10 protein-coding genes are annotated in these 12,551 nt (G+C 72.7%); 6 read left to right on the plus strand and 4 right to left on the minus strand.

Annotation, left to right across the window (positions count from 1 at the left end; translation table 11 throughout):
- Positions 1–89: 89 nt before the first annotated feature.
- The gene (moeZ, locus tag AC1MEY_RS02800; RefSeq protein WP_480229221.1) at positions 90–1,265 is read left to right on the plus strand and encodes an adenylyltransferase/sulfurtransferase MoeZ; all 1,176 of its coding nucleotides are present in this window, start codon (positions 90–92) and stop codon (positions 1,263–1,265) included.
- A gap of 36 nt (positions 1,266–1,301) precedes the next feature.
- The gene (locus AC1MEY_RS02805; protein WP_480229222.1) at positions 1,302–2,156 is read left to right on the plus strand and encodes a TIGR02569 family protein; all 855 of its coding nucleotides are present in this window, start codon (positions 1,302–1,304) and stop codon (positions 2,154–2,156) included.
- Here the strand turns inward: AC1MEY_RS02805 and AC1MEY_RS02810 are convergent, their stop codons facing one another.
- Both AC1MEY_RS02810 and AC1MEY_RS02815 read right to left on the minus strand, forming a co-directional pair.
- Positions 2,157–2,453, minus strand: coding sequence for an MGMT family protein (locus AC1MEY_RS02810; RefSeq protein ID WP_480229223.1), 297 nt, complete (start codon positions 2,451–2,453; stop codon positions 2,157–2,159).
- A gap of 2 nt (positions 2,454–2,455) precedes the next feature.
- Positions 2,456–3,238: an alpha/beta fold hydrolase gene (locus tag AC1MEY_RS02815; protein WP_480229224.1), complete on the minus strand. Its 783-nt coding sequence runs from the start codon at positions 3,236–3,238 to the stop codon at positions 2,456–2,458.
- A gap of 61 nt (positions 3,239–3,299) precedes the next feature.
- On the opposite strand from AC1MEY_RS02815, the gene AC1MEY_RS02820 reads away from it, so the two are divergent.
- Together AC1MEY_RS02820 and AC1MEY_RS02825 are read left to right on the plus strand one after the other, a co-directional pair.
- Positions 3,300–6,434, plus strand: a complete 3,135-nt coding sequence (locus tag AC1MEY_RS02820; protein WP_480229225.1) for a PD-(D/E)XK nuclease family protein — start codon at positions 3,300–3,302, stop codon at positions 6,432–6,434.
- Positions 6,431–9,697: an ATP-dependent helicase gene (locus AC1MEY_RS02825; RefSeq protein ID WP_480229226.1), complete on the plus strand. Its 3,267-nt coding sequence runs from the start codon at positions 6,431–6,433 to the stop codon at positions 9,695–9,697. The genes AC1MEY_RS02820 and AC1MEY_RS02825 overlap by 4 nt, the downstream gene beginning before the upstream one ends.
- Here AC1MEY_RS02825 and AC1MEY_RS02830 read toward each other — a convergent pair.
- The gene (locus AC1MEY_RS02830; protein ID WP_480229227.1) at positions 9,680–10,243 is read right to left on the minus strand and encodes a TetR/AcrR family transcriptional regulator; all 564 of its coding nucleotides are present in this window, start codon (positions 10,241–10,243) and stop codon (positions 9,680–9,682) included. The two genes, AC1MEY_RS02825 and AC1MEY_RS02830, sit on opposite strands and share 18 nt — an antisense overlap.
- A 105-nt stretch (positions 10,244–10,348) precedes the next feature.
- On the opposite strand from AC1MEY_RS02830, the gene AC1MEY_RS02835 reads away from it, so the two are divergent.
- Positions 10,349–10,987, plus strand: a complete 639-nt coding sequence (locus tag AC1MEY_RS02835) for an NADPH-dependent F420 reductase (protein WP_480229228.1) — start codon at positions 10,349–10,351, stop codon at positions 10,985–10,987.
- A 12-nt stretch (positions 10,988–10,999) separates the two neighbouring features.
- Here AC1MEY_RS02835 and AC1MEY_RS02840 read toward each other — a convergent pair whose 3' ends face one another.
- Positions 11,000–11,401 carry a DoxX family protein gene (locus tag AC1MEY_RS02840; RefSeq protein WP_480229229.1) on the minus strand — a complete coding sequence of 134 codons (402 nt, stop codon included), beginning with the start codon at positions 11,399–11,401 and terminating at the stop codon, positions 11,000–11,002.
- Positions 11,402–11,446: 45 nt separating this feature from the next.
- Here AC1MEY_RS02840 and AC1MEY_RS02845 point away from each other — a divergent pair, with 45 nt between their 5' ends.
- A complete protein-coding gene (locus AC1MEY_RS02845) occupies positions 11,447–12,547 on the plus strand; it encodes a potassium channel family protein (RefSeq protein WP_480229230.1) in 1,101 nt (366 codons plus the stop codon).
- The last annotated feature ends 4 nt before the right edge of the window (positions 12,548–12,551 follow it).

The following is a 12,551-nucleotide window of genomic DNA, read 5'->3' on the forward strand; positions in this document are numbered from 1 at the left end:
CTTCCCGCCGGGATTACCGTTGAATGAGTGCCCGGTGTGACTGAGCAGCCCGATTCAGTCGCCCAGCCGTCGAGTCGAGGAGCGTGCCGGTGTCGCCGTTACCCCCGCTGGTGGAACCAGCCACGAGCCTGACGCGTGACGAGGTCGCGCGCTACAGCCGTCACCTGATCATCCCGGACCTCGGGGTGGACGGGCAGAAGCGGCTCAAGAACGCCCGCGTCCTGGTGATCGGGGCCGGCGGCCTCGGATCGCCGACGCTGCTGTACCTGGCCGCCGCGGGCGTGGGCACGATCGGCATCGTCGAGTTCGACGTGGTCGACGAGTCCAACCTGCAGCGCCAGATCATCCATGGCCAGTCCGACATCGGCCGGTCCAAGGCCCAGAGCGCGCGGGACTCCGTCAAGGAGGTCAACCCGCTGGTCGAGGTAATCCTGCACGAGGTGCGCCTCGAGCCGGAGAACGCGGTCGAGATCTTCGAGCAGTACGACCTCATCCTCGACGGCACCGACAACTTCGCGACCCGCTACCTGGTCAACGACGCGGCCGTGCTGGCGGGCAAGCCCTACGTGTGGGGCTCGATCTACCGCTTCGAGGGCCAGGTCTCGGTGTTCTGGGAGGACGCCCCCGACGGGCTGGGCCTCAACTACCGCGACCTCTACCCGGAGCCGCCGCCGCCGGGAATGGTGCCGTCGTGCGCCGAGGGTGGCGTGCTCGGCATCCTGTGTGCGTCGATCGCGTCGGTGATGGGCACCGAGGCCATCAAGCTGCTGACCGGCATCGGTGACCCGCTGCTCGGCCGCCTCATGGTCTACGACGCGCTCGACATGACCTACCGCACCATCAAGATCCGCAAGGATCCCGCGACGCCGAAGATCACCGAGCTGATCGACTACGAGGCGTTCTGCGGCGTGGTTTCCGAGGCCGCCGCGGAGGCCGCCGTCGACGCGACCGTGACGCCGCGCGAGCTGCGCGACATGCTGGACTCGGGCAAGAAGGTCGCACTGATCGACGTGCGCGAACCCGTCGAGTGGGAGATCAACCACATCGACGGCGCGGAGCTGATCCCCAAGTCGACGCTCGAGGCCGGCGACGGTCTGGCGCGGCTCCCGCAGGACCGGGTGCCAGTGCTCTACTGCAAGACGGGTGTTCGATCCGCCGAGGCGCTGGCCGCGGTGAAGAAGGCCGGCTTCTCCGATGCACTGCACCTGCAGGGCGGCATCGTGGCCTGGGCTCGGCAACTCGAACCCGACATGGTGATGTACTGACCGCTTCTGGGCCGGTCCACGGCTTAGGCTGTGGCCGTGACTGTCGACGGCCCGCCTGATCACGTCCTGGCGGCGTTCGGCCTGACCGGGCTCCGACCGGTGGAACTCGGTTGGGGCGCCGACGGTGGCTGGCGCTGCGGTGAGGTCGTGCTGTCGGTGGTCGCCGACCCCGCCCGGGCCGCCTGGTCGGCCAAGGTGCGCGAGACGCTGTTCGTCGACGGGGTGCGCCTGGCGCGGCCGGTCCGCTCCACCGACGGTCGCTACGTCGTCGCGGGATGGCGGGCCGACACGTTCGTCGCCGGATCGCCCGAACCGCGTCACGACGAGGTGGTCTCGGCCGCGGTGCGCCTGCACGAGGCGACCGCGAAGCTCGAGCGGCCGCGCTTCCTGACCCAGCCTCCCGCGGTGCCGTGGACGGAGGTCGACGTGTTCGTCGCCGCCGACCGCGCGGCGTGGGAGGACCGGCCGCTGCACTCACTGCCGCCGGGTGCGCGGGTGGCGCCCGGATCGGCCGACGGTCAGCGGTCCATCGACCTCGTCAACCAGCTTGCGGGGCTGCGCAAGCCGACCCGCGCGCCCAGCCAGCTCGTCAACGGCGACCTCTACGGCACCGTGCTCTTCGCGGGGACCGCCGCGCCCGGCATCACCGACATCACGCCCTACTGGCGGCCCGCGACGTGGGCGGCCGGCGTGGTGGTGGTCGACGCGCTGGCGTGGGGCGAGGCCGACGACGGTCTGGTCGAGCGCTGGTCGTCGCTGCCGGAGTGGCCGCAGATGCTGTTGCGCGCGTTGATGTTCCGGCTCGCCGTACACGCCCTGCACCCGCGGTCGACGGCGGCGGTGTTCCCCGGGCTGGCCCGGACGGCTGCGCTGGTCCGGCTGGTCCTGTAGCTAGAACGCGTGCCGGACGTCGCGCAGCGACACCCGGCCGTCGACCGCCAGGACGCCCTCGGCGCGCAACCGCTCGAGTTGCCGGGTGGCCAGGTGCGGTGCGGGCTTGCCCGACGCGGTGATCACCCGGTGCCAGGGCAGGTCCGACGAGTCGGTGCGCATGATCCACGCGACGATCCGCGGACTCGACAGTCCTGCGGCAGCGGCGATGTCGCCGTAGGTCGAGACCCTGCCCGCGGGAATCCGGGACACCAGCGCGCGCACCGCCTCGACCTGCTCGTCGGAGATGGGCGCCACGGTCAGGACGCGTGGTCGCGGATCAGCGCGGCGGTCTCGGCGGGCTTGGCGAGCGGCACCATGTGGTCGCAATCCCATTCCAGCAGTGCGAAGTCCGACCCGAGACCGGCGCGCAGCGACTCCACCAGTTCGTCGGACGCATAGGGCGGGGACGTGCGGGTGGCGCGCACCAGCGTGGTCCGCGTGCCGTCGCGGGGCACCGGGACGGGCCGGGTCAGCTCGCTCCAGTACGACAGCATGGCGGGGATCTCCAGGCGCCAGCCCACCCGGCCGTTCGGCTGCTCGACGAGGTGGTCGTCGAGTTCGCGTTCCACCTCGGCCGGATCGACCTCGCCCCAGGATCCGTTGACCTTCTCCTGACGGGCCTCCTCACGGTCGGTGTAGTCGGGCGAGCCGTACATGTCGTCGGCGATCTCGCGCATCCACCCGCCAACCAGCCCGACTGCCGGGTCGAGCAGCACGAGGCCGTCGATCAGATCTGGCCGCGCCGCAGCGAGATTCAGCGCGACCGCCCCACCGAAGGAGTGTCCGACCACCACGACCGGTGCGCCACCGTCGGCGTCGAGGAGCCCGGCGAGCGCGGCGACGTTCGCCTCGATCGTCCACGGCGCGTCCCACGACGACCGTCCGTGCCCGAGCAGGTCGGGGGCGGCGATCGGGAACTCGGCGAGATGGTCGTCCGCGAGCGTCGCCCAGCGGCGGCCGTGCCCGGTGAGGCCGTGGACGAGCAGGATGCGGGCGGGCCCGTCCGGGCCGTAGCGGTGGACGTGCAGCGGGGAGGTCACGCCTCGATGCTGCCAGCTTCGCCGCCGGGGACTTGTCGGACCCCCGTGGTGTCATCGTCGTGTGCCCGCTTCCCACACCGCGATGTCACCCGAGTCGCTGACCGATCCCGGTCTGCGCGGCACGGTCCGCGTGCTCGGCGGTCCCGGCGTCGGCAAGAGTTCGCTGCTGGTGCGCACCGCCGTCGCGCACGTCGGCGCGGGCACCGACCCGGAATCGGTTCTGCTGCTGACGGGTTCCGCCACGCTCGGCAGCCGCGCCCGGGCCGCGGTCACGGCCGCCCTGCTCGGTGGTGCCGGGCCGGTCGCGGTCCGCGAGCCGCTGGTCCGCACGGTCCACTCCTACGCCTTCGCGGTGCTGCGGCTCGCGGCGCAGCGCAACGGCGACCCGCCGCCGCGGCTGGTGACCAGCGCCGAGCAGGACGGCATCATCCGCGAGATGCTCGCCGGCGACGTCGAGGACGGCGACGCGGCATCGGTCGACTGGCCGCCGTCACTGCGGCCCGCACTCGGCACCGTCGGCTTCGCCACCGAGCTGCGCGACCTGCTGGCCCGTTGTACCGAGCGCGGCATCGATCCCGTTGCGCTGCAGCGTCTCGGACGCCGGCTGGGCCGCCCCGAGTGGTTGGCCGCCGGGCAGTTCGCCCAGTCCTACGAGCAGATCATGCTGCTGCGCTCCGCCGTCGGAATGGCGGCACCGCAGGCCACCGTCCCCGCGCTGGGCGCCGCCGAACTGGTCGGCGCGGCGCTCGACGCCTTCGCCGGCGATCCCGACCTGCTGGCGGCCGAACGCAGCCGCATCAAGCTGTTGCTCGTCGACGACGCGCAGCACCTCGACCCGCAGGCGGCCCTGCTCGTCCGCGTCCTCGCCGCCGGGGCCGAACTGACCGTCATCGCAGGCGATCCCAACCAGTCGGTGTTCGGGTACCGCGGCGCGGACCCGGTGCTGCTGGAGATCGGCTCCGACCCGGCCGTGGTGCTGACCGAGTCGCACCGCTGTGCGCCGGCGGTCGCCCGCGCGGTCGCCGGGATCGCGGGCCGGCTGCCGGGCGCCGACGTCGGCCGCGACCTGGCCGCGGCGCAGGACCGGCCGGGATCGGTGGCGGTCCGCATCGCGGCGACGGCGCACGCCGAGTCGGGCCTCATCGCCGACGCGCTGCGGCGCGCGCACCTGGTCGACGGGGTGCCGTGGTCGCAGATGGCGGTCATCGTGCGGTCGGTGCCCCGGGCGGGGACGGCGCTGGCGCGGGCGCTGACGGCCGCGGGCGTGCCGGTCGACCAGCCACCGTCGCCGGCGCCGCTCGCCGAGCACCCGGTGGCCGCGGCGCTGCTCGGCGTCCTCGACGCCGTGGCGGGCGGGCTCGACGGCGACACCGCGGTCGCGCTGCTGACCGGTCCGATCGGCGGGGTGGACCCGGTGTCGCTGCGCCAGTTGCGCCGCACGCTGCGCCGCGCCGACGGCGCTGCACCGCCGCGCGAGTTCGCCGAACTCCTGCTCGAGGTCCTCGACGGTGGCGGGCCGGACCTGCCCGACCACCTCGGCCGTCCCGTCCGTCGGGTGCGTTCGGTGCTGACCGCGGCGCGGCGCAGCCACCGCGACGGCCAGGATCCGCGGTTCGTGCTGTGGCAGGCCTGGCACAACTGCGGGCTGCAGCGCCGGTGGACCACCGCCGTCGAGCGCGGTGGCTCGGGCGGCACGCAGGCGGGCCGCGACCTCGACGCCGTCACGGCGCTGTTCGACGTGGCCGAGCAGTACGTCACGCGGACCACCGGCGCGTCGGTCGCGGGCCTCGTCGATCACGTCCGCGCCATCACGCTGCCCCCGGTGCCGCGGGGCGAGGCCGGTGCGACGGAGACCGTCAGCGTGTTGAGCGCCCACGCCGCGCTCGGCCGGGAGTGGGAGTTCGTGGTCGTCGCAGGTCTGCAGGAGGGCCTGTGGCCCAACACCGTTCCGCGTGGCGGCATCCTGGGCACGCAGCGTCTCGTCGACGTCCTCGACGGCGTGATCGACGGCCCGGACGCGCCCGTGTCGACCACGGCGCCGCTGCTGGCCGAGGAGCGCCGGCTGCTGGTGGCGGCGCTGGGCCGCGCGCGCAGCCACGTCCTGGTGACGGCGGTCGACAGTGACGAGGGTGACGAGGCGATGCTGCCGTCGACGTTCTGCGACGAGGTGGCCGCGCTGGCGACCGAGCGGCCCGACGCCGACGCCCCGCCGGTGCGGGCACCCCGCGTGCTGTCGCCGGCTGCGCTGGTCGGCCGGCTGCGTGCGGTGGTGTGCGCACCCGCGGAGGCCGTCGATCCGGAGTCCCGCGCGCGGGCCGCCGCTCAGCTGGCACGCCTGGCGGCCGCGGGGGTGCCCGGCGCGGACCCCGGCCAGTGGCACGCCACCACCGCGACGTCGACGACCGCGCCGCTGTGGGAGGCCGACGATCACGTCGTCACGCTGTCGCCGTCGACGTTGCAGACGCTGTCGGACTGCCCGCTGCGCTGGTTGCTCGAACGGCACGGCGGTCAGGACGGCCGCGACGTGCGCTCGGCGCTCGGCACGGTGGTGCATGCGCTGGTCTCGGACTCGACCAGGACCGAGGAGCAGATGCTGGCCGAACTCGGCACGCTGTGGTCGTCGTTGCCGTTCGACGCCGAGTGGTATTCGGCGAACGAGCTGGTCCGGCACCAGACGATGCTGTCGGCATTCGCCCAGTGGCGGGACCGGACGCGCGGCGAACTCACCGAGGTCGGCACCGAGATCGACGTCGACGGCGTGGTTGCCGCCGCCGACGGGGACGGCCCCGGCGTGCGGATCCGCGGTCGTGTCGACCGGCTGGAGCGCGACGCGGAGGATCGCCTGGTGGTGGTCGACGTGAAGACCGGCAAGAGTCCGGTGAGCAAGGACGACGCGCAGCGCCACGCGCAGCTCGCGGCCTACCAGCTCGCCGTCTCGGAAGGTGTTCTCCCGCAAGGTGATCAGGCCGGTGGCGGCCGCCTGGTCTATCTCGGCAAGATCGGCACCGCGGGCCCGACGGAGCGCGAGCAGGGCCCGATGACCGAGGATGGCCAGGTGCAGTGGCAGCAGTCGGTCCGGGAGGCGGCGGCCGCCACGCGTGGCCCGCACTTCGCCGCCCGCGTCAACGACGGGTGCGCGCACTGCCCGGTACGCGGGATGTGCCCGGCGAGGGCTGCGATGGAGGGACGGCAGTGATGCCGCGTTACAGCCCCGCAGAACTCTCCGAGGCGCTGGGCGTCTTCGCCCCCACCGACGAGCAGGCGGCGGTGATCGCCGCACCGCCGGGCCCGCTCGTCGTGATCGCGGGCGCCGGAGCCGGCAAGACCGAGACGATGGCCGCGCGGGTGGTGTGGCTCGTCGCCAACGGCTACGCGACGCCCGGCCAGGTGCTGGGTCTGACGTTCACGCGCAAGGCCGCCGGTCAGCTGCTGCGACGGGTGCGCACGCGGCTTGCCAGGCTGGCCGGCGTCGGCCTGGTGTCCGACGGGGTCGACGAGCACGCCACGGTCGGCACCTACCACGCGTTCGCGGGAACGCTGCTGCGCGAGCACGGCCTGCTGCTGCCCGTGGAGCCCACGACCCGGCTGATCAGCGAGACGGAGCTGTGGCAGTTGGCCTTTCGGGTGGTGTGCGAGCATCCCGGCAGGCTGGACACCGAGAAGACACCCGCCGCGATCACCGACATGGTGCTGCGGCTGTCGGGCCAGCTCGCCGAGCACCTCGTCGACACCGGCCAGTTGCGCGACACCCACCTCGAACTCGAGCAGCTCGTGATGACGCTGCCGCCGGGCCCGCGCCAACGCGACACGGGGCCGAATCAGTCGCTGCTCAAGATGATCGCGACGCAGAACGAGCGCACCGACCTGATCCCGCTCATCGACGCGCTGCACGCCCGGATGCGCGCCGAGAACGTCATGGACTTCGGGATGCAGATGTCGGCGGCCGCACGCCTCGCCGCGCGGTTCCCGTCGGTGGGCGCCGAGCTGCGCGGCAGGTACCGCGTGGTGTTGCTCGACGAGTACCAGGACACCGGTCACGCGCAGCGCGTCGCCCTGTCCTCGCTCTTCGGCGGAGGCGTCGACGACGACCTCGCGCTGACCGCCGTCGGCGACCCGATCCAGTCGATCTACGGGTGGCGCGGTGCGTCGGCCACCAACCTGCCGCGGTTCACCACCGACTTCCCGCACGCCGACGGGACGCCCGCGCCCACGCTCGAGTTGCGGACCAGTTGGCGCAACCCGCCGAGCGCACTGCACCTGGCCAACGCGGTGTCGGCCGAGGCCCGTCGCCGCTCGGTCGAGGTGCGCGAACTCCTGCCGCGCCCCGGTGCCCAGCCGGGGACCATCCGGTGTGCGCTGCACCCGGACGTGACGATCGAACGCGACTGGGTGGCCGACCAGGTGGCGGAGGTTTATCACGCCGCGCGCGAGGCCGGCGAGGACATCCCCACGGCCGCAGTCCTGGTGCGGCGCAACGCCGATGCGGTCCCCATGGCCGAGGCCCTGACCGGTCGCGGCGTACCGGTGGAGGTCGTCGGCCTTGCAGGTCTGCTGGCGATCCCCGAGGTGGCCGACGTGGTGGCCATGCTGCGGTTGGCGGCCGACCCCGCCGCCGGCGCAGCGGCGGTGCGGGTGCTCACCGGGCCACGCTGGCGACTCGGTGCGGCGGACCTGACCGCGCTGTGGCGCCGCGCCCGGGAGCTGGACCGGCCGGACCGCCCGGCCGACCGCGGCTCCCTGCCGGAGATCGCCGCGTCGGCCGCGCCGGACGCCGACGCCGCGTGCCTCGCCGACGCCGTCTCCGACCCGGGTGCACCGGCCCGCTACTCCGCCGAGGGTGCCCGCCGCATCGCCGCGCTGGGCCGGGAGCTGATGCACCTGCGCGCGCAGCTGCACCATCCGCTGCCCGATCTGCTCGCCGAGGTGCGCCGGGTGATGGGCGTCGACGCCGAGGTGCGTGCGGCACAACCGGTCTCGGCGGGCTGGACCGGTGCCGAGCACCTCGACGCGTTCGCCGACGTGGTGGCCGACTTCGCCGCGCGACCCTCGGGGACGGCCACCGCGCTGCTGGCCTACCTGGACGCCGCCGTGGAACGGGAGAACGGCCTGGCGCCCGCCGACGTCGCGGTATCCCGGGAGCGGGTGCAGATCCTGACCGTGCACGCCGCGAAGGGCCTCGAGTGGCAGGTGGTCGCCGTGCCGCACCTCAGCAGCCGGGTGTTCCCGTCGACCGCGATGGCGCGCACGTGGCTCAGCGACGCCGGTGACCTGCCGCCGCTGCTGCGCGGCGACCGGGCCACACTGTCCGAGCACGGCGTGCCGGTACTCGACACCTCGGACGTCTACGACCGCAAGGCGCTGTCCGAGACGATCGACCGGCACAAGCGGACGCTCGACCAGCGTCGCAGGGACGAGGAGCGGCGACTGCTGTACGTGGCGCTCACCCGCGCCGAGGACACGCTGCTGCTCTCCGGACACCACTGGGGTGCCACGGAGTCCAAGCCGCGCGGCCCGTCGGACTTCCTGCTCGAGATCAAGGACGTCATCGACCGGGCCGCGGCCGAGGGGCGGCCGTGCGGCGTCGTCGAGACGTGGGCGCCCGAGCCCGCCGACGGTGATCCGAACCCGCTGCGCGACGAGGTGGTCGAACGGCAGTGGCCGGTGGCCCGCGTGGGAGCCGACGCCATCGACCTCGGCGCCGAGCTGGTCGGGCGGGCGCTGGCCGGCGACGTACCCGACTCCGCACGGCCCGAAAGTGCCACGACAGATGCGGAACTCGCCGCGGACATGGCGGGCTGGGAGGCCGACGTCGACGCGCTGCTCGCCGAGAAGGAGCGAGCCGCCCGCCGCCCGCCGGTCACGCTGCCCGCCCAGCTGTCGGTCAGCGCACTGGTCGACGTCGGCCGGGATCCCGAGGCCGCCGCGCGACGGTTGCAGCGCCGGCTGCCGTCCCGCCCCGACCCGCACGCGCTGCTGGGCACCGCGTTCCACGACTGGGTGCAGCGGTTCTTCCACGCGGAGCGCCTGTTCGATCTCGAGGACCTGCCCGGCGCCGTCGACGGCGAGTTGGGCCTCGTGGAGGCGGAGCAGTTGGCCGAACTGCAGGCCGCGTTCGCGGTGTCGACGTGGGCGTCGCGCACCCCGATCGACGTCGAGGTGCCCTTCGACATGGTGCTCGGCGGCACCGTCGTCCGCGGTCGCATCGATGCCGTGTTCGCCGACGACGACGGTGGTTTCACGGTCGTCGACTGGAAGACCGGCGACGCGCCGGGAAACGACGAGGATCTGGCGCACAACGCCGTTCAGCTCGCGGTGTACCGGCTCGCCTGGGCGGCCACGCACGGCGTGGACCCGTCGTCGGTGCGGGCGGCGTTCCACTTCGTGCGCAGCGGGCGCACCGTCACGCCGTCCGGGCTGCCGGACGCCGAGGATCTCGCCTCGCTACTCCACGTGCCGTGAGTCGGCCAGCGTGCGCCGCGCAACCTCGGTGACCGCGAGCAGTCGCTCCCGCGGGACACCGTCGCGCGCGCGGGCGGCCAAACCGTTGAGTACGACCACGAGGAACTCGGCGAGGTCGTCGGGAGCGACGTCGGCGGGCAGGTCGCCGTCGTCGGCCGCACGGCCCAACCGGTCGGCGATCAGGGCGCGTCCCTCGTCCCGCCGGTCGCCGAGCAGGGGGTCGCTGTTGATCAGGCAGCCGAGGGGATGGCTCGGATCGGTGTACTCGACGACGGCCTTCTCGAGCATCTGGGCGACCACCTCGTAGGCGGTCGGCGCCGAGATCGCCTGCACCACCGGCGCATTGGGCCGCTGTGCATACTGCGCCACGGCCTCGTCGAAGAGTTCGCGCTTGCCACCGAACGTGCCGTAGAGGCTGGGGGAGGAGATGCCCATGGCGGCGGTGAGGTCGCTGACCGACGTGCGGTCGTAGCCGCCGCGCTCCCAGAACAGGTCCATCGCCTTGTCCAGCGCCGTCGCTCGGTCGAACTCCCGGGGTCTGGCCATGCCCCATCGTACGGTTCCCGGCGGGTCGTCGAGCGTCCTGTTAGGGTTCGATCGGGGTTTCATAACGACCGTAACAAAACTGTCTTGGCGAAGAATGGAGTGTCCGTGAAGTACGCGATCATCGGTGCCGGCAACATCGGGTCCGCCGTGGCCCGCAGGTTCGTCGCCGCAGACCTGCCGGTGGCCGTCGCCGCCGGTCGTGGGCCCGCCGCGGTGGCACCACTGGCCGACGAACTCGGCCCGCTCGTCACGCCGACGGAGGTGAGCGACGCGCTCGCCGCCGACGTCGTGATCCTCGCCGTACCGTTCGAGGCCGTCCGCGGGCTCGTCGAGCAGGTCGCGGATTGGGGCGGACGCATCGTCGTCGACGCCACCAACGCGATCGACTACCGCGACTTCTCGCCCGCGGACCTCGGCGGGCGCCCGTCCTCCGACCTCGTCGGGGAGTGGGCTGCCACTGCACGGGTGGTCAAGTCGTTCGGGTCCACCTGGGCCAAGGTGCTCGCGCGCGACCCCGGCGTCGACGGTGGCCGGCGCGTGCTGTTCGTCTCGGGCAACCATCCGGACGCCAACGCCGACGTGGCGGCGCTGATCGAGACCCTCGGGTTCGCCGCGATCGACCTGGGCCGCAACGACACCGGCGGGCTGCTGCAGCAGTTCGGCGGTCCGTTGACCACGCTCAGTCTGATCTCGCAGCCCATCGGCGGCGCCAGTCCCGGCGAGATGGACGTCGTCGACGGCTGACCGCTGCGGGGCCTAGCGCGGCGCGGTGCGGTAGACCTTCAGCGCCCGCGTGATCATCGGCACCTGGAAGGGCAGCCGGGCGATCGCGCCGATGCGCGCGGGCCAGCCCTTGTTCCACAGCACCCGGACCGAGTTGACGTTGGCCGGGAAGACGGCGACGTACAGCGCGATCGCGGCCAGCGCACCGAGTCGCCGGGTACGCGGTACCAGCAGCAGGGCGCCGGTGGCGACCTCCGCGACCCCGGACGCGTGCGTGTAGAACCGCGCGTCGCCCGGGAGTTCGGCCGGGACGATGGTGTCGAACGGCTTGGGCGCCACGAAGTGCAGCGCGCCCATCCCGATCAGCATCGCGCCCATTCGCTGCGCGGTGGCCTGGCTGGAGGAGTCGCCGACTGATGGCGTGAGAGAGGTCATGGTTACATTGTGCTGTGCCGCTCCCTCGCCCAATGATCGGCCCTCGTGGCCAGGGGTAAATTGCGTCGCCGCCTGCAGAGGCTCGAGCAGGAGAATCTGACCGCCCGCCACGATGCGGCGCTCGGCGAGGTCATCGCCATCCCCGAGGAGTTCGTCAGCCCGGCGCGCAGGATCGCGATGCGGGTTGCCTATGCGCTCGGCGCGCTGTTCGCAGCGGTCATGATCGTGTACTTCGACCGGCATGGCTACCGCGACATCGAGTCCGCGCCGGACGCGAACAACCCGCTGTCCTTCCTGGACTGCCTGTACTACGCCACGGTGTCGCTGTCGACCACCGGCTACGGCGACATCACCCCGGTCACCGAATCGGCCCGGCTCGTCAACGTCCTGGTGATCACGCCACTGCGCGTCGCGTTCCTGATCGTGCTGATCGGCACGACCGTCGAGACGCTGACCACGCAGTCGCGCCAGGCGTTGAAGATCCAGCGTTGGAGGAAGAGCGTGCGCAATCACACCGTCGTCGTCGGCTACGGCACCAAGGGGAGGACAGCCGTCAACGCGATGATCAGCGACGGGGTGGCCCCGGGCAGCATCGTCGTGGTCGAGCAGAACGACTTCGCGCTGGAACGCGCCAAGTCCGCGGGTCTGGTCACCGTGCGAGGTAACGCCACCAAGGCCGAGTTCCTCCGACTGGCCAGCGTGCAGCACGCGGACACGATCATCGTCGCGGCCAATGACGACTCCGACGCCGTGCTGGTCACGCTCACCGCCCGCGAACTCGCTCCCAACGCGAAGATCATCGCCGCGGTCCGCGAGTCCGAGAACAAGCACCTGCTGCACCAGTCCGGCGCCAACACCACGGTGGTCACCTCCGAGACGGCGGGCCGCCTGCTGGGCGTCGCGAAGCGCACCCCGAGCGTCGTCGAGGTGATGGAGGACCTGCTGACCCCCGACGCGGGCTACGCGATCGCCGAGCGGCCCGTCACGGCCAAGGAGGTCGGGTCGTCGCCGCGGCACATGAAGGACATCGTGCTGGGCGTGGTGCGCAATGGTGAGCTGCTGCGCATCGACAAGCCGTCGGCCGACGCCGTCGAACTCGGCGACAAGCTCCTGATCGTCAAGACCGCCGCGGACACGGAGGACTGACCCC

Source organism: Mycobacterium sp. PTI7, from assembly GCF_056679845.1.